The sequence below is a fragment of the Nostoc sp. genome, from assembly GCF_036917655.1.
Taxonomy (GTDB): domain Bacteria; phylum Cyanobacteriota; class Cyanobacteriia; order Cyanobacteriales; family Nostocaceae; genus Nostoc.
The window spans coordinates 1-22,312 of the sequence record NZ_JBALCY010000046.1 but is presented as its reverse complement, the minus strand read 5'-3'; the positions used below and the strand labels follow the sequence as shown (position 1 = coordinate 22,312).

23 protein-coding genes are annotated in these 22,312 nt (G+C 44.2%); 13 read left to right on the top strand and 10 right to left on the bottom strand.

Annotation, left to right across the window (positions count from 1 at the left end):
• Positions 1–528: 528 nt before the first annotated feature.
• The gene (locus V7K30_RS16695) at positions 529–3,495 is read right to left on the bottom strand and encodes an AAA-like domain-containing protein (RefSeq protein WP_335001050.1); all 2,967 of its coding nucleotides are present in this window, start codon (positions 3,493–3,495) and stop codon (positions 529–531) included.
• A 265-nt stretch (positions 3,496–3,760) separates the two neighbouring features.
• Positions 3,761–3,904, bottom strand: a complete 144-nt coding sequence (locus tag V7K30_RS16690; RefSeq protein WP_335001049.1) for a hypothetical protein — start codon at positions 3,902–3,904, stop codon at positions 3,761–3,763.
• A gap of 180 nt (positions 3,905–4,084) precedes the next feature.
• On the opposite strand from V7K30_RS16690, the gene rpsO reads away from it, so the two are divergent.
• From rpsO to aroF, 3 genes are all read left to right on the top strand, one after another.
• Positions 4,085–4,354, top strand: a complete 270-nt coding sequence (gene rpsO, locus V7K30_RS16685) for a 30S ribosomal protein S15 (protein ID WP_041565894.1) — start codon at positions 4,085–4,087, stop codon at positions 4,352–4,354.
• 12 nt (positions 4,355–4,366) lie between these two features.
• Positions 4,367–4,837, top strand: coding sequence for a PAM68 family protein (locus tag V7K30_RS16680; protein WP_335001048.1), 471 nt, complete (start codon positions 4,367–4,369; stop codon positions 4,835–4,837).
• Positions 4,838–5,161: 324 nt separating this feature from the next.
• Complete coding sequence (gene aroF, locus V7K30_RS16675; RefSeq protein ID WP_335001046.1) at positions 5,162–6,220, top strand: 3-deoxy-7-phosphoheptulonate synthase; 1,059 nt, start codon at positions 5,162–5,164, stop codon at positions 6,218–6,220.
• A gap of 304 nt (positions 6,221–6,524) precedes the next feature.
• Here aroF and V7K30_RS16670 read toward each other — a convergent pair whose 3' ends face one another.
• On the bottom strand, positions 6,525–7,799 hold the full coding sequence (locus V7K30_RS16670; protein ID WP_335001044.1) for an HhoA/HhoB/HtrA family serine endopeptidase: 1,275 nt from the start codon (positions 7,797–7,799) through the stop codon (positions 6,525–6,527).
• Positions 7,800–8,001: 202 nt separating this feature from the next.
• Here V7K30_RS16670 and V7K30_RS16665 point away from each other — a divergent pair, with 202 nt between their 5' ends.
• A complete protein-coding gene (locus V7K30_RS16665; RefSeq protein ID WP_335001042.1) occupies positions 8,002–8,898 on the top strand; it encodes an ATP adenylyltransferase family protein in 897 nt (298 codons plus the stop codon).
• Between the two features lie 640 nt (positions 8,899–9,538).
• Here V7K30_RS16665 and V7K30_RS16660 read toward each other — a convergent pair.
• From V7K30_RS16660 to V7K30_RS16645, 4 genes are all read right to left on the bottom strand, one after another.
• Positions 9,539–9,916 carry a nuclear transport factor 2 family protein gene (locus V7K30_RS16660; protein ID WP_335001040.1) on the bottom strand — a complete coding sequence of 126 codons (378 nt, stop codon included), beginning with the start codon at positions 9,914–9,916 and terminating at the stop codon, positions 9,539–9,541.
• Between the two features lie 67 nt (positions 9,917–9,983).
• Positions 9,984–10,730 carry a phycoerythrobilin:ferredoxin oxidoreductase gene (locus tag V7K30_RS16655; protein ID WP_335001038.1) on the bottom strand — a complete coding sequence of 249 codons (747 nt, stop codon included), beginning with the start codon at positions 10,728–10,730 and terminating at the stop codon, positions 9,984–9,986.
• 49 nt (positions 10,731–10,779) lie between these two features.
• Positions 10,780–11,514 (bottom strand): 15,16-dihydrobiliverdin:ferredoxin oxidoreductase, encoded by a 735-nt coding sequence (locus tag V7K30_RS16650; protein ID WP_335001036.1) that lies wholly within the window; start codon positions 11,512–11,514, stop codon positions 10,780–10,782.
• A 217-nt stretch (positions 11,515–11,731) separates the two neighbouring features.
• Entirely contained in the window at positions 11,732–12,307 is a 576-nt protein-coding gene (locus V7K30_RS16645; RefSeq protein WP_335001034.1) for a phycobiliprotein lyase, read from the bottom strand.
• Positions 12,308–12,423: 116 nt separating this feature from the next.
• On the opposite strand from V7K30_RS16645, the gene V7K30_RS16640 reads away from it, so the two are divergent.
• On the top strand, positions 12,424–13,248 hold the full coding sequence (locus tag V7K30_RS16640; RefSeq protein WP_335001032.1) for a pentapeptide repeat-containing protein: 825 nt from the start codon (positions 12,424–12,426) through the stop codon (positions 13,246–13,248).
• 137 nt (positions 13,249–13,385) lie between these two features.
• On the opposite strand, the gene V7K30_RS16635 is transcribed toward V7K30_RS16640, so the two are convergent.
• Positions 13,386–13,586 carry a hypothetical protein gene (locus V7K30_RS16635; RefSeq protein ID WP_335001030.1) on the bottom strand — a complete coding sequence of 67 codons (201 nt, stop codon included), beginning with the start codon at positions 13,584–13,586 and terminating at the stop codon, positions 13,386–13,388.
• A 146-nt stretch (positions 13,587–13,732) separates the two neighbouring features.
• A complete protein-coding gene (locus V7K30_RS16630; protein ID WP_335001028.1) occupies positions 13,733–14,395 on the bottom strand; it encodes a HEAT repeat domain-containing protein in 663 nt (220 codons plus the stop codon).
• Positions 14,396–14,509: 114 nt separating this feature from the next.
• Between V7K30_RS16630 and V7K30_RS16625 the strand changes: the two genes are divergently transcribed.
• The 8 genes from V7K30_RS16625 to V7K30_RS16590 all read left to right on the top strand — a co-directional run bounded on the left by V7K30_RS16625 (position 14,510) and on the right by V7K30_RS16590 (position 21,497).
• The gene (locus V7K30_RS16625) at positions 14,510–15,115 is read left to right on the top strand and encodes a phycobilisome protein (protein WP_335001026.1); all 606 of its coding nucleotides are present in this window, start codon (positions 14,510–14,512) and stop codon (positions 15,113–15,115) included.
• A 1,173-nt stretch (positions 15,116–16,288) separates the two neighbouring features.
• Positions 16,289–17,152 (top strand): phycobilisome linker polypeptide, encoded by an 864-nt coding sequence (locus V7K30_RS16620; protein WP_335001024.1) that lies wholly within the window; start codon positions 16,289–16,291, stop codon positions 17,150–17,152.
• 37 nt (positions 17,153–17,189) lie between these two features.
• Complete coding sequence (locus V7K30_RS16615; protein WP_335001022.1) at positions 17,190–17,432, top strand: phycobilisome rod-core linker polypeptide; 243 nt, start codon at positions 17,190–17,192, stop codon at positions 17,430–17,432.
• A gap of 81 nt (positions 17,433–17,513) precedes the next feature.
• Positions 17,514–18,269 carry a phycobilisome rod-core linker polypeptide gene (locus tag V7K30_RS16610; RefSeq protein WP_335001020.1) on the top strand — a complete coding sequence of 252 codons (756 nt, stop codon included), beginning with the start codon at positions 17,514–17,516 and terminating at the stop codon, positions 18,267–18,269.
• A gap of 141 nt (positions 18,270–18,410) precedes the next feature.
• Positions 18,411–18,947 carry a phycobiliprotein lyase gene (locus V7K30_RS16605; protein WP_335001018.1) on the top strand — a complete coding sequence of 179 codons (537 nt, stop codon included), beginning with the start codon at positions 18,411–18,413 and terminating at the stop codon, positions 18,945–18,947.
• 121 nt (positions 18,948–19,068) lie between these two features.
• Complete coding sequence (locus V7K30_RS16600; protein ID WP_335001016.1) at positions 19,069–19,698, top strand: chromophore lyase CpcT/CpeT; 630 nt, start codon at positions 19,069–19,071, stop codon at positions 19,696–19,698.
• Entirely contained in the window at positions 19,692–20,030 is a 339-nt protein-coding gene (locus V7K30_RS16595; RefSeq protein WP_335001014.1) for a CpeR family transcriptional regulator, read from the top strand. Before V7K30_RS16600 ends, V7K30_RS16595 begins: the two co-directional genes overlap by 7 nt.
• A 459-nt stretch (positions 20,031–20,489) precedes the next feature.
• Complete coding sequence (locus V7K30_RS16590) at positions 20,490–21,497, top strand: phycobilisome rod-core linker polypeptide (RefSeq protein WP_335001012.1); 1,008 nt, start codon at positions 20,490–20,492, stop codon at positions 21,495–21,497.
• Between the two features lie 286 nt (positions 21,498–21,783).
• On the opposite strand, the gene V7K30_RS16585 is transcribed toward V7K30_RS16590, so the two are convergent.
• The coding region (locus V7K30_RS16585; protein ID WP_335001010.1) for a WD40 repeat domain-containing protein at positions 21,784–22,312 on the bottom strand (529 nt) is incomplete at its 5' end.

Here is a 22,312-nt window from a genome sequence, read left to right as displayed (position 1 = left end):
CAAAAGTTCTCTGTATAGGTTCTGGTATGGATTTTTTATAAGACCCTTAATAATACCACAAAACTTTTTTGCAAGAGGTCTAATGTAGATTCTAGTTCAATACGCTTGGGTTAAGGATAATTGTAGGTTGGGTTGAGGGACGAAACCCAACAAAGTCCTGAAAATGTTGGGTTTCGTCCCTCAACCCAACCTACGCTGGTTTTGGTTTTTGGCTTTAACCCAAGCGTATTGGATTCTAGTTTACTCTGCTTGACTTTGTTTTCATTGCGCGATCGCCAGTCCGCAGTATCCAAACATCGAAATTCTATACGTTTGGCACTTCTGAGTGTAGAAAGTGAAATATTTCATCCAATAACTCCGTTGACGAGTCTTTGAACTCCGTTCACGAGTGCTTTTATACTCGTCGGCGAGTCTTTGAACTCCGTTCACGAGTCTTTTATACTCGTCGGCGAGTCTTATTAATTGCTGATTGTAAATATTCTCCGCATTATTGCGGTTTAGATAGAGAATAGGATCATTTGAATGGGATTAATTGCAAAGGGTGCGATCGCTCTCTTCCACTGCTGTGTTAGTTTTCAAATAATCTTGCACCAGGGCGCAACCATAAGTCAGTGCATCTAAGTTGAGAATTCGCTGCAAATTCCATAGAATCAGTGTGTTGTCATCACCCCCTGAAACAAGCATTGTCCCGTCCCGCCTGATGGCAATTTCCCTAATTGCTGTGGTATGTCCTCTCAGAGTCGTTAATTCCGTACCATCCAGCTTCCAAAGTTTGACGGTAGCATCCACGCTTCCAGAAGCAACTATTTTTCCATTGGGACTAAACGCAACTCCCCAAATTGCAGCCGTATGACCTTTAAGAGTTTTTAGCAACTTGCCGTCCAGCGTCCATAACTTAACAGTATTGTCGCCACTTCCAGTAGCTACCATTTTACTGTCAGGGCTAAAGGCTATTCTCCATACTGCCGCCGAATGTCCTACAAGGGTTTTGAACAACTTGCCATCAAGCGTCCACAACTTAGCAGTACTATCGCCACTGGCTGAACCAACAAGCCGACCGTCTGGACTAAAAACGACGTGCCACACTTCCGCCTGATGCCCTTTGAGAATCTGTGGTGCAGGCTGATCGCGCCTCCATATTTGAACAACCTTGTCAACATTTGCCATTGCGATCGTTTGCCCATCAGGACTCACTACTGCTGCTAAGAGTTTACCGAGAGGATCTTTGTAAGTAGCGACCAAAGTGCCGTCTCGCTTCTTGAGCTTTACCGTATCATCGTAAGCGCGAAGCGCTATTAACTTGCCATCTTTAGTGAATGAAACGTCGAAGATTGCGCCCCCAGATTCAGTAAAAGTTTTGAGCAATTTACCTTGGCGACTCCAAAGTTTAGCGGTGTTCTCGTGGCTAGCTGTGGCGATCGTCGAACTGTCGGAGGCGATCGCTATTGACCAAATCCCAGCTTTATGGGCAATGATAGACTTCTGGAATGGATTTTGACTTTGCCAAAGTCTAACAACGTTTTCTGCGCCCGCCGAAGCAATAAAGCTGCCGTCCTTGCTAAAAGTCACTCCCCAAACGGATGCACTGTGTCCTTTCAGCGTTCTCAGTTCTGTACCATCAATATTCCAAAGTTTAATCGTTTTGTCGAGACTAGCAGAAGCAACAGTTTGACCATCGGGACTAAAAGCGACTCCCCAAATCCCGGCACTGTGACCTTTAAGAGTTTTATCAAGGCGGTAGCTTCCATTTATGCTGTCTCTTTTCCAAAGTTTAACAGTAGTATCTTCACTTGATGAAGCAATGGTCTGACCGTCAGGACTGAAAGCTACTCCTACAACCCAGCCGGTGTGACCTTGGAGAGGTTGTAGAGGCTTGGCTTTTTGCCAGCCTGAACTGTCGCGTTTCCAGAGTTTTACTGTCTTGTCTAGACTCGCCAAACAGCAAGAGACAAGCAACCCAATACCTACTGCAATTAGCAGAAATCTTTGCAATAAAGCCGTTCTTTTCTCTTGTTCTAGTCGTGCTTCTACCTCTTTCGCCCGTGCTGCCTCCAATGCCGTTTGCACTTCACGGCGTTCGCATTCTTGACTAGCAGCCAAAAATTGATAATCCAAATCGCTCAGACTTTTGCCCTGCGCCCAATTTTGAGTATCTTTTAGAGCCTGTCCTCGCAAAAGACGCGATTCATCTTTAAAGGAAGAGGCTACCCAAGAATTGAATGTTTGCGAGTAAGGGCGGAGATTGTCTAAATGCTTGATCACCCATTCAGCATTGAAAACATTCCGATAGATCGGATTTTTAATTTTGAGATAGCCGTTGTGTTTCTCGACTAAACCAGATAACAACAGTTCTGTCTGTTCTTGACTATCATCTGTCGGTACAGGATGAAGAGGCAGAGGTCTAGAAAAGAGGTCTGGGGAAAACTCTTCTCCCCTGCTCCCCTGGTTACTGAGCGCAGTCGTTGGCGCAGCCTCTCCTAGAGAAGTATGCTCCTCTGCTGACTCTGCTTGCAACACTCGTTGGTAAAGCCCTAGTAATCTCCCAGATCGGTGTTCGTTAAAAAGTAGGCGATCGCGAATTGTGCGGAGGTGTTCGGGATCGTCGTTAGCTTCCCAGTCTTGAATAATCTGCGATCGCACAAATTGTTCTACCCAAGATGCTTCAGTTTCTGGCGGTAAATCAATTTTTCTATTTGATGTTTGTAAAGCTGTGTGGACAATTAACTGACAGAGTTTTTGGGTAAGAAATGGTTGTCCCCCTGTCCAGTAAATAATCTCTTGAAGTACTGCTTCTGGTTGAGTTATAACTTCCTCTAATCCCTTTAGCAATGGTGTGGCTTCATGGAGTTGAAAGCCATGTAAATCTATCGCTGTACCAATATTAAAAGGTGTACGACGTTTGTCAGAAATTAAGTCAGATGGACTGGCTACCCCAAATAGTGTAAATCCCAAACGTTGAAAATTCGGGTCGTGTGCCTGCTGATTATAGCAATGACGAATCCAGGCAAAAAAGTCACTGACAGGAAAACTCAAACTTAACAAACTATCAATCTCATCAATGAAGATGAAAATACGTTCGGCTTTGGTATCTGGCGGAGATTCGCTTTGAAAATTTGGCAGCAATACTTCTTCTACGAACTGGTGTAGTTTTTGCACTGAGGAAAGACCTGCTTGCATCTCCCACCATTGCTTAAATTTGACTTTTCCCACCAGATTTAAGCCGTAGAACAAGCTGATAATAACACCTTTGTACCATTGTTCCGGTGTAGTATCCTCGCTACCCAATGTGGTTACATCCAAGTAAACACAACTATAGCCTTCTTGTCTGAGACGATAACTTGTGCGCTGTAGTAGCGATGATTTGCCGATCTGGCGAGAATTGAAGACGTAACAAAAATCACCAGCCTTCAGGCTTGTATAAAGTTTTTCGTCTGCCTGACGGATAACATATGTGGGATCGTCACTGCGAAGACTACCCCCTACCTGGTATCTCATTTTATTGATGTGTGATTATCAAACAAAGAGATTAACACAATAGATATAGGAGTGAAAATGAATCTATAGACGTTACATGTAACGTCTCTACAAGGGTTTCAGATAACGCATCATTAATTTCTGGAGGTGTCTAATTTGTAGATAAGTAAGTCGGTGCTAATATTTCAAGCTATGTTAAGAAATTTAAATGTAGGGGAGCCAGTGCGTTGCGGAGGTTCCCGACGCTCGTTGCGCTAAAGCGTCTCCCCTTGGGAGAAGACTCGCTCTAAGCGAACGCGAGTAGCGTCTCTAAGAGTTGCCATGCCGTTGGCGCAGCCTCTCTAAGAGTTGGCTTTACCTGCGCTATCCGTTGTAGCAACTGGCGTTGCGTTGTCGCCAAGCGCCGCACCGTCAACGATTCAAGGTGCATTAGCCTACGGTGTAACACAACGCCACTTGCAACTCCTGCGGGGAAACTCTGGCTTCCAATTTCACTAGTATCAAAACATACAAAATATAGCGACAAAGGTCATTCCACATCCAGCTTGAGGGCTGTGATATTATGGGAGACTGCTGCATACATTTAGAAAAACTAGAAACTGAATCGATCATGGCTCTGACGCAACTGCGGAAACAAGAAATAATTTCCAACTACCAAGTTCACGAAACCGACACTGGTTCGGCCGATGTCCAAGTTGCCATGTTAACTGAGCGCATCAACCGCCTCAGCGAACATCTCCAGGCAAATAAAAAAGACCATTCTTCCCGACGGGGACTATTGAAGCTTATTGGTCAGCGCAAACGTCTTCTAGCTTATATATCGCAGGAAAGCCGGGAAAAGTATCAAGCCTTGATTGCTCGCCTCGGTATTCGTGGATAGGGACTACCGCTTATGTCTGCTGAAGAATCTGGACGCGATCGCTTGCCCTTTGAACCAAACAAAAAGCGCCAAAAAGCTGCAAAAACTCAAAGTAAACCAGCAGCACAGTCACAAGAATCTGGCAAACAGGCTGATCGAAAACCGTCTTACACCAAAGAAGAGATGACTATTCCCCAAGTAGTCAGCCAGCGGATGATCCGACGGGTAGCTGGGTTCTGTGGTGTACCAACAGCTTTGGGCATTACCACCCTAGTTGTGAGTTATCTGCTTGCTATCTACTCCGACATCCAACTACCTCCCATCGCCGTGTTATTAGTGAACATGGGATTATTTGGTTTGGGGGTCTTAGGGATAACTTATGGCGTTCTCTCTGCCTCTTGGGATGAAGAAAGAGTCGGAAGTTTGCTGGGTTTGGGTGAGTTCAACACCAATTGGGGACGAATGGTGGCAGTTTGGCGCGAAACTCGGCAAAAAAACTCATAATGACCGGCGCTCAGGTATTATGTAACTGCGGTATTGGGTAAATGAAGAAGTGAGGCACTCCGTTGGGCGGGTTTCCCGACTTGAAGGAAGTGCCGAACCCGTGAATGTTGAAGTTGAAATTTTATAACTTCAACATTAATAATTAAAATTATATCATCCTTTTTATACCCCATATCCAGTTATTTAGTAGTAAAACTACTGACTGAGCGCTAGATTTATTTTGTAAATAAATTTTATTTTTAACTATTCGTAATTAGACCAATAGACAACAATAAAGTTAGCTCATTTACAGAAAATTTTACTTAATTAATCAGGAAGTTTGACATGATTATAGTAATGAAAAGTGGTTCCCCAGAGACGGAAATAAACCGCATTGATCAGGAACTAACTAGCTTGGGACTAACTCCAGAAAAAATTGTTGGTCAACACAAAGTAGTTATTGGTGTAGTAGGTGAAACCGCCAGCTTAGATCCACTACAAATTCAGGAACTTAGCCCCTGGATTGAGCAGGTGTTGCGGGTAGAGCAGCCTTACAAACGAGCCAGCCGCCAGTACCGCCACGGCGAAGCTTCGGAAGTGGTGGTTAATACTCCCAATGGAGCGGTGGTATTTGGTGAACATCACCCCTTAGTAGTCGTTGCCGGCCCCTGCTCCGTAGAAAATGAAGAAATGATTGTGGAGACGGCGCGGCGCGTCAAGACGGCTGGAGCCACATTTTTGCGCGGCGGGGCATACAAACCCCGGACTTCACCTTACGCCTTCCAAGGACACGGCGAGAGTGCTTTGGATTTGTTGGCAAAGGCGCGGGAAGTCAGCGGACTAGGTATTATTACAGAAGTGATGGATGCCGCTGACCTGGATAAAATTGTCGAAATTGCTGACGTGATCCAGGTGGGGGCAAGGAATATGCAGAATTTCTCCTTGCTTAAAAAAGTAGGAGCGCAGGCGAAACCAGTTCTCTTGAAGCGGGGAATGGCGGCTACTATTGAAGATTGGTTAATGGCAGCAGAGTATATTTTGGCATCTGGCAATCCCAATGTAATCTTGTGTGAACGGGGAATACGCACCTTTGACCGCCAGTATACGCGAAATACACTGGATTTATCGGTAGTACCAGTGTTGCGAAAGCTGACTCACCTGCCCATCATGATTGACCCCAGCCACGGCGTAGGTTGGTCTGAGTTTGTGCCTTCAATGGCAATGGCTGCGATCGCAGCTGGCACAGATTCCCTGATGATAGAGGTTCACCCCAATCCTGCCAAAGCTTTATCCGATGGCCCCCAATCTCTCACACCAGACCGTTTCGATAACTTGATGCAAGAATTAGCAGTGATTGGTAAGGCGGTAGGACGCTGGCAGCAACCAGCAGTGGCTCTAGCTTAAAATTCAGTTGCAACTTCTTGCTAGGCATAAATAAATTAAAGTTTGTAGTGAGTTAGCGTGGTCTTCTCACATTGGGAGAGGCTAGCGCCAAGGGGGTTTCCCCCATGTTTGTTTCATGCTCATCGATGATGCAGGTAGATAGAGCGATCGTCCGTGGTGAATGTATAACGATAAATAAAGCCGTCCTGTCATTAATAGGACGGCTTTATTTTGAGCTTTCTTTGTTTTCTTAAATTTAAGCTCCAGATTTTTGATACTACTCATTTACTACTCAAAAATCGCTCGAAACGGCTGACCACAGGGATTACTGTACTTGCGTGGGTTGCGTGGGGAAAGCACCAGGTTGCACAGCAATGTTAAGATTCTGCCCATTGCGGCGTAACTCCAAGCGCAAATCTCCCCCGACTTGGCTATTTTCTACTACCTTTTGGACACTGCTGGCATCTGTGACTGCTTGACCACCAAGCTTTTGGATAACATCACCAGCCCGTATTCCTGCTTTAGCAGCTGGTGAATTTGGCACAACTTTCACAACTAATACACCTTTATCTTCATTCACGCTCAAACCGCTATTGGGATCTGAGTTGATATTTTGTTTTAGCTGAGGCGTTAACCCCACCATTTGAATTCCCAGATAAGGATGTTCTACTTTACCTGTAGCTATTAGTTGACTGGAAATGCGTTGTGCTGTATTGATAGGAATAGCAAAGCCTAATCCTTGTGCTCCCTGGATAATCGCTGTATTCATGGCAATCACCTCGCCACGATAATTTAGCAGAGGGCCGCCGGAGTTACCGGGATTAATCGCTGCGTCGGTTTGAATATACTCTACTCGCTTATCAGGAGCACCGATTTGATTGCTGCTGCGTCCGGTAGCACTGATGATTCCGGTAGTTACTGTATTATCTAGTCCAAGGGGGTTGCCGATGGCGATCGCCCATTCTCCCGGTTGCAGTTTATCTGAGTTACCCAAGGCCACTAACGGTAGATTGTCTGCCTGAATCTTGACAACAGCAACATCGGTCAAGTCATCTTTTCCTAATACCTTACCTTTAAAGCTACGCCCATCCTTGAGTGTTACTGTTACCGTATCAGCACCATCGACTACGTGGGCATTGGTAAGAATACGACCATCAGCACTAATAATAAAACCTGAACCAGTACCCCGTTCTACCCGATTCGATTGTTGTTCTGGCATTTGAGAGCCAAAGAAGCGTTGGAAAAGTGGATCGTTAAATTCATCTGGGATCTGGGTTTTTACAGTTCGCGAAGAGTCAATTCGTACCACAGCTGGCCCGACCTTTTGCACCACTTGGATAACAAAGTTAGGATCTGTACCTGCTGCTAATGGAGGGGCGGCATTGACTCGACTCACTGCCAAATTAGATGCATTCTCAGACATCTGCTGAGAATGTCCAGCCATATAGCCGCCTGCCAATGTCATACCTGATCCCAGTAGCACCAGCGATAGAGAGGCGGCAGCCTTTTTCCAGGGTGCTCGATTATGGTATTTGGTGTCAGCAGTGTTGGATAAAATGCTATTTGATGGGTGTTCTCCATCGCGAGATTGGTTTTGCATTGCTCTCTGGAAGGATATTTAGATGTATTACTAATGTAGATATTATTTGTGACAGTTTTGTTGCAGAGGTATTGCGTTGTTGTGAAAGGTTTGGTATTTTACTTATCGCATCTTAACTGAACTGTATTGGAATATAGTCATTCGTAGGGGCGCACAACTGTGCGCCCCGATTGCGTGTTCCATCCATGTCTGAAGGAATAAAATGGCACAGGGTAAAATCTTACTTAAGCCTGGCACTTTATGGACAAGTGTCAAAGAACAGACTGAACATGCTTTACAATGTGGGGCGTTGCTATCGATACCGACGGAATTTGAATTTGTCGAACAGGATGACGTGCGCTTTTTAGTGCGGATTTTGTCTAACCTGAATCGCAAAAAAGCAGCCAAGGAGAAACAGGAAAAACAATCTGCCACGTCTAGTCAAGAGTTCAATCCTTTCTTGCCCTACGAAGAGGATTTATTTGTGGCGGATATTTCCGATACCCATGTATGTATTTTAAATAAATTCAATGTTGTTGATTATCATCTGCTAATCATCACCCGTGGCTTCGAGGAACAGGAAAGCTTACTCACCCTAGAAGATTTTACGGCTATGTGGGCATGTCTGGCTGATTTTGATGGTTTAGCATTTTACAACCGTGGCAAAACCGCAGGTGCCAGTCAGCGACACAAGCACTTACAATTAGTGCCACTACCACTTGCACCTTCAGGGCCGCAGATACCTATTGAACCTCTGCTGAAGGCAGCACAATTTCATGACTTGAACGTAACTTCACTAAAACTTCCTTTTATCCACGCTTTCGCACCCCTAGATCCCCATTGGGTGCAGTCCCCGTTTACAGCAGCCCAAGCAACACTGGAAGTTTATCGCACTTTGCGTCATGCTGTGGGTTTAAATGTAACGCAATCTGGTGCTTACAATCTGTTAGCGACACGAGAATGGATGTTAATCATACCGCGATCGCAGGAGCATTTTCAGTCTATCTCTGTGAATTCATTAGGATTCGCTGGTGCTTTACTAGTGCGGAATGCAGCAGAAATGCAGCTTCTCAAAGCCCAAGGCCCGATGACCATCCTCAAGAATGTTGCTCTATCCTAATTAACGCGATGTGCAACTTAATACTCTGACCTCACTTCCATTCCTCTCTCCTAAAAGGCTACGGTGTACACACAAGTCGAAAAAAGCTCGATTTCTCTATTTCTCCTTGTTCTCTTGTTCCCATGCAAAGCTAGGAATGGTTGATTAGGGGCTGCTGCCTCCAGTCAGATATTAAACCTCTTGCAAAAGTCCCAAACACCCCAACCTTAATCCCCTTCCTGCAAGCGAGGAGGGGAGACAAAGCGTAGCTTTGGCTCTTTGGGGTTCAAATTTATTGATTTATGCAAGAAGTCTATTGAGTCAGAGACTCAATGAATGCATTCCTCATGCAGAGCATAGGAACGAGTCAAGCCTAATCAAGCTAGATTTCTTAGGACTTGTGTGTACACAGTAGCCTAAAAGGAGAGAGGCTTTGAATTTTCCGCCGTAGTATGGGTTCAGGAACGAATATATACGCGCCTATCAGGATACACTTCTGATAGCACCGCACACAAATCATAATACGGGAAACTCCCCATCAGCATCGGGGCGATAGATGTCTGCATCAAGGCGGACTCCATCGCGTATTTGCATGGAGGCGGTTTGTTTGGGAAGGACTTTGAGCATATATACCAGCAGAGAAATTTCAAAAACAGGTAAACTATGCAGCGATCGCCGTTGCTTGGGCTGCTATAATTTGCCATTGCTCATTTTGCTTCAAATATGTGCGTGTATAACGGTAAACACCACTGAAGGATTCCCCCTTAAAAAGTCCAGTCACTCTCACCTTCAAATTTGTGATTCCAGTTGAGCCAAAGACTCGAACAATTAATTCATCTGCTTCATAGCCTGTAACTACCAAGTCGCCTGATTGGTGAAGAGACAAATCTTCTCCTTTGTCTATTACGCTACCCAGAGGATCTGTGAAAATAACCTCATCTGCCAAGAGGCGCTCCAAAGCAGTGATATCATTACGGAGCATAGCTTCTCGCAGTTCGACCTCAAGGTTTTCCAGTTCTTGTGTAAGTGATTGACACATAGCTTTCTACACCATCACAGTAAAACCACTCTCAAAGAAAATCTCCTTACTTCCTGTACAAAAGCCTCTAGTTGATGGCTGTTAATTTTCTCTCTAGGTCAAATAAAAAGCCGTGGATATATTCCTCAGTCCATTCGGCACCATAGAAGCGTTTGAACATTCCTCGGGCTGGGTCTTTTTCAGCCCGATATCGCAGATATCGCAGTTGGGCTTGCTCAATGGCTTGTAAATTTTGGGAATCTGTTACAGCTTCTGCCTGCTCCACGAAATCTAGATAAGCTTTCAAATAGTCTTTGAAAGCAGCAAACACCTGAGTTTCTACTACAGCCGTTTCTTGGGGACGAGTCCACAGAAAAGCGGGAGAGAAAAATGGCTGTGCCTCTTCTGGAAAATCTCCTCCCCAAGACAGATGTTGTTGATGGGCATGGAAAATGGGCAGAATTGGCTGAGTATATTTTGCCTGATATGCTGGATCATCCCGAAATAGGGGCTGCATATCCAAAGCAATTAGATGTCCTCCTGGCAATGTCACCAGATCCGCCCCAAAAAAGGGTAAATCGTAGTTGAGGCGGGGGAAAATCACAAAATTCAGCACTTGCAGCGAATTGCCACCCTGTACGTGAGCTGCACGAATTTGCCGCAATTTTGTGGTTTGAAAAGCATAACTGGTGGTGACAACCTCTTCCTGATTCTTTCCCTTGCCCACAACAGCCCTCTTGGACTCAAACTCAGTCGGGATAGGATAGGGTTGTAAATCTAAGCGCGATCGCATGTAGGCGATCGCATAATCGAGAAATGGTTGATAAAGTGTCACGTCGCTTCGCTCCAATTCAAAATTAATAATCCCCAATGCCCAATGATGGTTATCTTTTGCTGCTACTAACTGCTAGGGGAACAGCATCTTCAAATAAGAATTCATGGAGAAAGCGATCTGCCCATTCATGACCAAAGTAACTGCTAAACAAACCAGATGCTGGATCGCGGTCTGCACTATATTGGTCATAGTCTTTTTGGACTTTGACAATCCGTTGGATATCTTCAGGATCTTCGAGCGCTTGGGCCTCTTCTAGCATTTGCCAATACAAGTTTAAATAATCCTGAAAAGCTTCAAACACTCGCGTTGCCACTGTTTCAGAATCTGTTTTGGCAAACAATAGGTATTTAGAAAAATACTGGTTGGCATCGTAAAACTTCATTTCTAAGTTTTGCGCCAAATCCGGGTATTTATCATGGAGAGATTTTAGCGGAACTATATATTTGTTTTGATAATCTTCATCCTGAAATAAAGGCTGAAAGTCAAGCACAATCAGATTTTTGACTTTACCAAAAGATAAAAAATCAATCCCTAACAGAGGTAGATCGTAGTGATGACTGGGATAAACCACGCTATTAAAAATCTGGGCACTCTCCCCGGCATCAATGTAGGTATAACGAATTTTCCGCAACTCTTGACATTGGTAACACCAACTACGAATAGTTGCTGGGTTTCTGCCGCGATCGCTAACTTTGAATTCCAAACCAGGGGGAATGACCCTACTTTGTAAATCAAACCGTTGAAATAGCTCTTTTTCTAAAAATTCCAGGAAAGGCTTATACATGGAGCATGACTTGTTAACCCTTGCATGAAAATAAGTTATGGCAATCATGCGCGTCTCATTTATGAGAAACAAAGCAACATTCCTTAATGGGCATTGGGCAAAACAGTGCTGAGTGCTGAGTGCTGAGTGCTGAGTGCTGAGTTAGGAGTTAGGAGTTAGGAGTTAGGAGTTAGAAGTTAGAAGTTAGGAGTTATTCTCCCTCACTCAGTACCACTCCTTACCTAACATGATTCCGACTGATCATTTGCTCCAAGACTTCTTGGGAAACACAACGACGCTCAGAACAATAAGTCATCAAGTTGACTCCGTTCATCATTCGTACTGTACTGACCCTGACACGAAAATCATCCGTAACAAACCAACAACGTTCCTGACCTTGATTATTGTCATAGTCAGTATCAATCGTCAGCACTCCATCATCAGCAAATTGATATCGGCTGACAACGGGAATGCTCTCAACATAGCCCTGGTTGCGGATAAGTTTTCCAGAACGCCTCGTTTCGTCAGGTACATCAACTAAAATGGCGGCATTATCGGTATTAGGTAGCCTGGTGTCTAGGTTAGCCTGCCATGCAAAGCTAGCACCGCTTGTTGCTTTAATAGGGTCTATCCCTTGGGCTGTACAGACTTCTTGGACTTTAGGATCATCCTTTTCCATGACTTTAATGATCAAATTCGACTCCCCTGACTCATCCGCCGCAGAGTCAAAATGATGAACGGAGCGTTCCGTAAACCATGTTCCCTCACTTTTACGGAAGAAGTCGATCATTGTCAAGGGCGGTATTAGATACATCTGTTTTGAAACCTCGTTTTATCAAATTTTGGCGTTATTGAATACTGACTGATGAGATGAAGTCCCGATTTAGCTAAAGTGTAGAATAACTCCAAAAGTTATATTTTAATCAGCTGATGACAAATAGTGAAATTCAACTTATCACTAGCGAACGCCCCAGTCCAACTCCAGAAATCTTAACAGCCCTCAAAACAGGAATTGCTCTAGATTGGATCGATTTGTACCAATTCAATCTGAGGGAAGTCGATTTACGACAAGCTAACTTGAGTAAAGCCAAGCTACTAGGAGCCAATCTGGGCAAGGTGGTCTTGAGTAATGCCGATTTGAGTGGGGCAGATTTGCGAGGCGCTAATCTGCGTGGAGCCGATTTAAGTGGGGCTAATTTGCAGGGAGCCTATTTAAACCGTGCTGATCTCCAGCAAGCAAATCTTAGTGGCGCAAATTTGGAGGGAGCCAAACTCCAAGTAGCGCGTTATGATACACAAACGAAATGGCCCCAAGAATATAACTACAAAGCTTCGGGAGCGGTGGGGCCAGGTGCTAATCTCAATGGGGCTTTTCTGAATACAGCTTCTTTACGAAATGCGGATTTACAAGGTGCTAATCTGCGTGGAGCCTACCTGAGTGGCGCTGACTTGACAGGAGCCAATTTGCAAGGTGCGGCTTTAAGTGGCGCTGACTTGACGAAAGCTTATTTGACAGGGGCTTGCTTGCGGAATGCTCGATTAACTGGAGCCGATTTGCGGGATACAGATTTGCGAGCAACTGACCTCAGTGATGCAGAGATGGAGCATCTTCAAAGTATCGCTGGGGCAGATTTTACTCTTGCTCAAGGACTCACAGAAGCAACTAAAGCCATGCTTTCCAGCCGTCCACATTCAGAACTCGATGTTTGGAACGCCTACACCCGCACAACAACTCGTGAGAGTTTGAGGGCTTGACCGTGCCAATTTTAGATTTTAGGTGCAAGCCACGCTCCTTGTGGGCGAAATAAATCCAAAATTCAAGTTGTGCTGCAAGCACACCAAAGGTGCGACCCAAAATCCAAAATTGTTTCACCAGTTGTTCGGTAGTCAGTTTACAACGGCTGCCAGTTCTTTTTCAGGAGCGCTAAAAATGTAGCGTATCCTTCGGAAAAACCGGGCGGATCGGGTAGAACATATTGTGGAAATTCTTTATACGATCGCCAAGGTTCCGAAGCATTATGCCGCAAATATAAGGCAGATTCTGAGGAACCTGGTAGTCGCCAAGTCATTTGACCAGTTGGTATATCAGTCACAAATGCCTCCTCATCTCGAAAAAGTTGATCTTTTCTTCCAGATTTTGGCAGATTGCCCGGATATTTTTGTCAAATTTAAGGTAAAATAATAAATTAGCTATTTATCAAATGATTTTGCTCAGAATATTCCGAACAAATCCATACCGCTATTGTGGCAACAAGTCTTCTAAAGCCGCTCCGACAACTCGGTGATCCTCATCCTGTCTGAGTTGGTTCAAGGCTGCTTTGGCTTCCGGCTCGTCAAAGCGTTTGAGGGCATAGCTAACTCGCACGCGCATCCGCCAAGATTCACCATTCACCAACGTTAGTATTTGGGATAATGCCGCAGTATGTTGGCTAGAATCAGCTAGTAAACCGAGTCCATCAACAGAAGATTCCTGAACTGTGAAATCTTCATCTTTTAAACCCTGAACGCAGATATCAAATAGTTCTTCAGGGCAATCCATTTCAGCGATCGCGGCCAAAATGCTCCGCCTAACTAGCCAGTGATCATCCTGATAAAATGCCAGAACTAGATGAGAAACTGCGACTCTGCCAAATAGCGATAAAGAATTTGCCGCCTCAGCTCGCACGTTGGGTGTATCGTCGAATTTCATAATTTGCATCAAAGCAGCAAAAGATTCCGCTGATTGTTGATTACCCAAACCCCTTGCGACAAAAGAACGCACCAAAAATTCTGAGTCATGAAGTTTACTCGTCAACAGAGGAACTGCAACTTCTGATTCATAATTATTGAGGGCAGCGATCGCCTTGAGCCGATAGTGAAAATCTGGGTTCTTCAGTTCAGCTTGGATTTTATGGATTTCCATAGGTGCATTTGGTAGAGCTATTCTTTACTTTATTTTACAGATGCGATCAAATGGCGATCGCATTCTAAGAAGATTGAATTAAGGGCATTGGGCACTTGTAGTGAGCGAAGCCCAATGCCCAATGCCCCATGCCCTAAACCAATGACTCAATTAAGCGAAACCGTCAAAGAATTAATAGCCAAAGCTAGAATTGTCAGCTTTACTGAGTGGGAACAGTCCCATCCAAAAGCAGCGATTGTTATATTCCAAGCTGCGGATGATGCTTTTCAGTATCTGAGTGATGAAGATTTATTGCAGATTATAACTTTGTCACCTGATAATTCAGCCTTGATTCCTGTTGCTGTATTATTACGCGATCGCGCAGCCGATATTGTTGATGAAGCTAGGGAAGAGGTTTTGGCGACTTATCCTGAAATTACTCAGCCTGGAGGCGGTCTTTATCCACCTGAACGCGCCCAAGCTTGCTGGCGAGATTTCTGGCATTTTCTCCGGTGTATTACCTATGGCATAGCAGGTGGCCACACTGAGTATACAAATCCTACAGGACTGCACTATATGAATTTGCTCTATCAGGAATTACAAGTTCCATTAGATGCAATGGTCTTAGGCTTAAAAAGTATTAAAGTTGCTAGTTTAAAGCGGTGTCAAGCCGATCAGCAAGAAACTCTTGCTCCCTATTTTGACCATTTAATTACCCGACTGGCTACTTTCCAAATTTAGTAGTCCTAAGTAAACAGTTCTGATTTAAGTATCTAGTTTAACTAAAGACTTGCTTAAGCGAATGATGCTATGGCCAAAAGTGGCTAGACTAGTTCCCAATGCGATGCTGGCTGAAACCAAGCCTTTGCAAATTGCGCCGATGCAACGGATGAACTGATGACAAAGGTTATCCTCCATGATTCACTTCGCCAAAGCTACGCTTTGTCTCCCCTCTTTGCGCTTGCGGGTAGAGGATTAAGGGAAGCCAAGCGCTAACAGCAGGTTTCCCGACTTAAAACAACTGGCATGTGGGGTATGCAATAGCATTGTAAGTCGATGAATAGCATTGTAAGCCGATGCAATAGCATTGTAAGTCGATGAATAGGATTGTTAGTCGATGCAATCGGATTGTAAGCCAATGCAATGGGATTGTAAGTCGATGCAATGGGATTGTAAGCCGATGCAATCGGATTGTTAGTCAATGCAATCGCATTGTAAGTCGATGTACCCCACACGCCAGATGCTCCACTTGGGGAGACCCCTTGGCGCTAGCCTCTCACGAATGGGAGAAAAGACCGCACTGGCTCCTTTAATCCCCTCCCTGCTTGCGGCTACTGTGTACACACAAGTCTTAAAAACCTAGCTTGATTAGGCTTGACTCGTTCCCATGCTCTGCATGAGGAATGCATTCATTGAGTCTCTGACTCAATATCTGACTGGAGGCAGCAACCTCTAATCAACCATTCTCATGCTCTGCATGGGAACAAGAGAACAAGGATAAATGAGAAATCGAGCTTTTTTCGACTTGTGTGTACACCGTAGCTGCTTACTCTTAGGGGAGACAAAGCATAGCTTTGGCGGGGTAAGATTCTTCGCGTTTAATAAGCAATCAAGCGGACATGATATCAGAGGGATATCACGATACCATTGCGTGTACCCCAATTGCCAATCAGATACTAAAAAAAAGCTGAAATTTCTATAAAAGTATTATTTAACTTCACAACTTTTAATAAATATGGTTTCAGCATCGTATCAAAATGTATAAAGGCACAACGATGTAAAAATTTTAATCATGAAGGCTAATAAAGATTTAAGGTCTATATAGCCTCTCCTTTGTCAAATGATGTAAAGTTTTTTAACATCTGCTGAATATCCTTCTCATAAAATTTAATTGTTAATTGGGAGATAGTTTGAATGGCTTTTGGACCAGCATCACGATTAGGGGTCGCTCTGTTTGAAGATACCGATCCCATTGATCTGTGGCCAAGTCGCTCTAATGAAGAAGTTGAAACCGTAATTCGAGCAGTTTATAAGCAAGTTCTAGGCAATGCTTATGTAATGGAGAGTGAGCGGCTTCCCGTTCCTGAATCCCAACTCAAACGAAGTGAAATTAGCGTTCGCGAGTTTGTGCGTCAAGTTGGGAAGTCGGAACTTTACCGATCGCGGTTTTTTGATAGCGCCCCCCGCTATCGGGCGATTGAATTAAATTTCAGACATTTTCTTGGTCGTGCGCCATTGGATCTAGAAGAGACGCGTACACACAGCACTATTCTGGATACAAAGGGCTTTAAAGCTGAGATTGATTCCTATGTAGACAGCGACGAATATCAAGAAACCTTCGGTGAAAACCTTGTGCCTTATATTCGGGGCTACAAAACCGAAGCTATCCAGAGTTTGGTTCAGTTTACCCACTTCTTCCAACTGGTACGTGGTTCCTCTAGCAGCAGCTTAAAAGGTGACTTAGCTGGCAAACAAGCAAAATTGAATAGTTTGCTAATTCAAAGCACGCCTACCCCTGTGGTTTCACCAACCAGCAAGGGTGCTGCATTCCGCAACCCGACATCTACTCTTCGCACTCGTCAAGGTGTGGGATCTGGTGACGACGGTAAGGTATACCGAGTTGAAGTGACTGGCTACAAGGCAAATGTGGTGAATAACATTTCCAAGTTTCGCCGCAGTAACCAGGTCTTTTTCGTGCCATACAATCAGCTTTCACAAGAGGATCAACGGATTCACAAACAGGGCGGCGTGATTGCCAGTATTACTCCTGTCAACTAGAGAATCTATCCATAAACTAAGCTTGGGAAAAAGGTAAATGGGAAGCATAGTTATAAATTCCCCGAAGGTGGAGCTATGGCAGACTAGCTCTAATGAAGAAGTGGAAGCGGTGATTCGAGCCGTCTATAAGCAGGTTTTGGGTAACGCTTACTTGTTAGAAAGTGAGCGACTCGTGAGTGGTGAATCGCAATTACGCCATCAGTTGTCATCTACGAAGAGATTTAACACACTTTCACAAACTAAAGTTTTACAAAAGCTAGTCAGTAGCAAAAATAACTGATAACTGATGCGAAATTCCACCTCCATAAGGGGTAGGATGCTCAAAAATTTAATTTAATTCACGTTTTAAGGAGATACTTCAATGTCACTTTGGGCTATTGATTCACCTAAGGTTGAACTGCGTCCGAACACCACCGAAAGTGAATTACAAACACTAATTCGGGCAATTTACAAACAGGTTTTGGGTAATGCTCACTTGTTGGAAAGTGAGCGACTAGCCACTATTGAATCGCAATTACGCGATCGCAAAATCAGTGTGCGCGAATTCGTCAACAGCGTTGCGAAATCAGAACTTTATCAATCTTTGTTTTTCAACTCTTCTTCCCAGTATCGGTTCATTGAACTGAACTTCAAACACCTGCTAGGACGTCCTCCTGCTGATCAAGCAGAAATTTCCGAGCACGTCCGCATCTACAACGAACAGGGCTATGATGCTGAGATCGAATCCTATATCGATAGCGAAGAGTATCAGCAGAATTTTGGCGAAAATATTGTTCCCTATGCTCGCAGCACTAGCTCCCAAGTCGGGATTAAGAATGTTACCTTTAACCGCACTTTTACCTTATTCAGAGGAGTAGCTAGCAGCGATAGCGATCGCAAAGCCAAACTGATCAGCGATGTCGGTTCAAATTTACCCACATCCATCAAGGCTCCCGTTGCTGGTTCTAGTGTAAGCAGCACCGACAAACGCTTCTTGATTAAAGCAGTTAAAGGTGCTAATCTCCGGACTCGTTTAGGCAACCTCGAATATGTAGTTAACTACAACCAACTGTCTGGGCAAGTGCAAAACATCCATAGAACGGGCGGCAAAATCATCAGTATCACTGAAGTTGCTTAAATAGGGGAGTGTGGGGAGAATAATAACTCCAAACTCTTGTACAGACGCAATTAATCGCGTCTCTCCTAACTCAGTAGGAGAATAACCTTTTAGCCAAGATATCTCTTGGATTGTAAGCTACTTTTTAAGATCACTTTTTTAATGGAAATTACTGAATTCTTTGAACTTTCAATTGGACGATGGCGATCGCAGCGTAGTGGTCATCATTTAGCATTCGCCCACTTTGAACAAGTGCTGTCTACCATTGACATTGAGTCTCTATCTACCGATGATCCGGCAGTGGTAGCAATCTGTAAACTATATGACACTGACCCCGCCAGTATCACCCACCCTTTTCGGATGACTTGGGAGGGTGAGTCAGACTGGGACGATAAAGCAATCTCTGGTAGTACTGTGCTGGTGCCAATTCCCGATATCGAAAATCCTTTTAGAGGCAAACTCCTACGGGATAAGGGATACGCCGAAACAATCCCAGCAGTGGCTAAATATCATCTGAGTGACGATGGTATTTTTACCCTGTTGACAGAGTATGACCTCGCTGCTGCTGAGGAGCGAATTTGGTTTGCTACCCCAAATCTCCGATTTCGGGTAGCGACGATTAAAACCAGCGATGGTAAAGGCGTGACAACAGCTTCCTTTTCTTCAGAGATTCGCTCTTTGTCAAGTTCAACCAGTTAGCAATATCAGGTTAAAACATAAAAGGATACAAGCTCCTAAATTTATTTATGGGGATTGTAATGCGTGAATTTTGAATACTTCGACAAGCTCAGTACAAGTTTTGAATTCGGAGCGAAGCGACGTGACGATAGCGCCCAGTGAATCTAGCACCAACGCTAGCGATTTGCTCACCTTAGCCTGTTGGATGGCAGGAGATTTTAGCAACTACAAGCAATCCTTTGCAAATCCGCAACTTTATGCCCACATTCACATTTTTTTTCGTCCTTTACCGATTGAATTTTTTTCTGCCATCGGTTTTTATTCTGAACAAGCATATGACCACGATTTATGGACACCCTATCGTCAAGGAGTACATAGACTAGTCGATTGGGGCGATCGCATTTATATCGAAAATTACAGCTTGAAAGACCCTGTGCTTTATGCAGGTGCTGCTCGTGAATTAGATATTCTCAAAACCATCACCCCAGAGAGCATTGAACGGCGTTATCACTGTTCAATGGTTTTCCAACGAGAAGGTGAAATGTTTCGAGGCAGTGTGGAACCGGGTAATCAATGTCTGATTAAGCGCAATGGATGCCAGACATATCTTGTCAGCGAAGTAGAAGTAACTGAGCATACTTGGTTAAGTCTAGATAAAGGTATGGATATTGAAACCCACGAGCAAATATGGGGATCAACTGCTGGCCCATTCCGATTTGAAAAACGGGAGAGTTTTGCTGATGAATTACATGCGATAAGCCAGAAATGTTGATTCAGCTTGAGTCTGTTAAAACCAAAATGTTACCTCCACCAGCTGAAAAAAAAATGCGCTGCTGGATTCGCAGTCGCCACTTGATTTGTTCGGGTAACTTTTTTATATTCGAGACATTAGAATATACCACGATTGAAAGATTTTCTGAATGTGTAGCTTCTTTAGGAGGAACAGTAATATCCGTTGACCCCATTAATAAAATTTGGATGGGCGATCATCGCCAAGTTATTTTATATCAGGCAAAAGCCAGTTTACATACGCCTCATCACACTTTGAAACAATACTGGATAAAATACGGTGGTTTCTACACTAGATTTGATGAGCGTGCTTGAGAGTCGCTATTTTGCGGAAATCCTTCTGACAGGTGTCTACACTGCAATTCAAAATTAAGTTTTGAATTTTAAATACTCCCCAAGGGGGTTGACGGCTAATTGTTAATGTCTAATTGCTAATTTTTTATCATGATTAGCTGTTAGTTATTAACGGTTAGCCGTCTAAGTTTGTTAGAAAATGTAACTAAAAAACTCCCCACAACTTGATAAGTTATATCAAGACCCAGTAATTAGTAAATCTGAAGTAGGGTGTGTTATGGCTTTGCGATCATGCACCATGTTATCTAGAGGTGCTTTAGGCGCTTTGATTTATATTTTTTGTGAGAAATCATCTCGAAATATGCGCTTAACACAACGCCAGCTGCTACAACTTTGAGAAAGTCCGCAACGCACTGTCTCCCCTACAGAAATTTTATTTTTACTTTACAAATTAGTCACTCTTACCCACACTAACCAAGTATGCAGACTTTCTTAGACGAAGAAACCAGACGACGCCAATATCAAGCATTTCCCCAAACAGAACCCATCGAACTGTGGACTACTGCTTCATCTGAAGACATTGAAATTGTAATTCGAGCAGTTTATCGGCAAGTGTTGGGTAATGCCTACATTATGGAAAGTGAGCGGCTCATCGTTCCAGAATCCCAACTCAAGCAAGGTATAATCGATGTCCGTGAGTTTGTGCGTCAAGTTGCCAAATCAGAGTTGTATCGCTCCAGATTTTTTGATAAAGTTTACCGCTACCGGGCGATTGAACTGAACTTCAAGCACCTGCTGGGTCGCGCTCCCGATGACTACTCCGAGACGAAACATCACAGCAACATTCTAGATGAGAAGGGTTTTGAGGCGGATATTGATTCTTATCTTGATAGCGACGAGTATCTAGATGCCTTTGGGGATAACATAGTGCCATATTACCGGGGTTACAAAACCCAAACGGGCAAAAAGATATTGGAATTTACCAATATGCTGCAACTGCTGCGGAGCAATTCTAGCAGTGACAAGAATTTAGCAACGAATAATGAACCTCAACTGGTGCGATCGCTAATTACCAACACTCCTTATGGTAGACTGAAACCCACGGATGTTAGTGCAATACTTGCTGAAGTATTCAAGCGAAAGCCAGAAACTGCTGCTCCAGTTAACCCGTTTATTGCAGCTCGCACATCAGCTGAAGAAGGCTTGCAGCAAAAGATTCAAGAGCAAGAAAGCCAGATTGCAACTTTGCAACAACAACTAGCAGACTTACGACCATTTGCTAGTATCGGGACAACAAAATTTAGTAGTAGTTGGCAATCTTCCAGTTACGTGACCAGCACAGGCGAATATACATCTTTGCAACAGCAAGTTGACGCGCAAGCAAAACAGATTGCAGGTTTGCAAGAGCAAATTGCTGATGCCCGACGGTATGCCACAATTGGAGAAGCCCGGTTGAATAAGTGGCGTAGTCGCGTTTTTAATGGCTAATTTCTCTACTGTTTAACTTTGTAGTGGCGTGGCAAGGCTAAATTGTTGCAAAAAAATTTGTAGGTTGGGTTGAGGAACGAAACCCAACACTCCGATCAATGTTGGGTTTCGCGTTGTTCAACCCAACCTACATCTACATCTAATGCACTATTTTAGGCTTGCCACGCCAGTAGGGTGCGTTACGTCAAAGGCTAACGCACCGCTTTTGCAACAAACGCTTTAGCAAAAGTTAAAAACGTAGCGTAGTTTACCGCCGTAGGCATCACCTGAGATAATTCTAGGGCTTTTACTTGATATCATCACAGAGATGCTTGTCGCTCTCAGTCATATTCGGGTTATTCTGCAAATAATCATGCAGCCAATTGCAACCCCGCACCAGCAATTGATCTAAATTCTCCACAGCCCACAACCGCGCTGTCTTGTCTTGTGATGCCGTGGCGATGGTTTTGCCGTCCGGGCTGAAACTCACACTATAGACTGGGACTTGATGCCCTTTGAATTCATGGAGCAGTTGCCCTTGCAGGTTCCACAACCGCGCTGTGTTATCCAATGATGCCGTGGCGATGGTTTTGCCGTCCGGGCTGAAACTCACACTTAAGACTGGGCCTTGATGCCCTTTGAATTCATGGAGCAGTTGCCCTTGCAGGTTCCACAACCGCGCTGTCCCGTCTTGTGATGCCGTGGCGATGGTTTTGCCGTCCGGGCTGAAACTCACACTATAGACAATGCCTTGATGCCCTTTGAATTCATGGAGCAGTTGCCCTTGCAGGTTCCACAACCGCGCTGTCTTGTCCTCTGATGCCGTGGCGATGGTT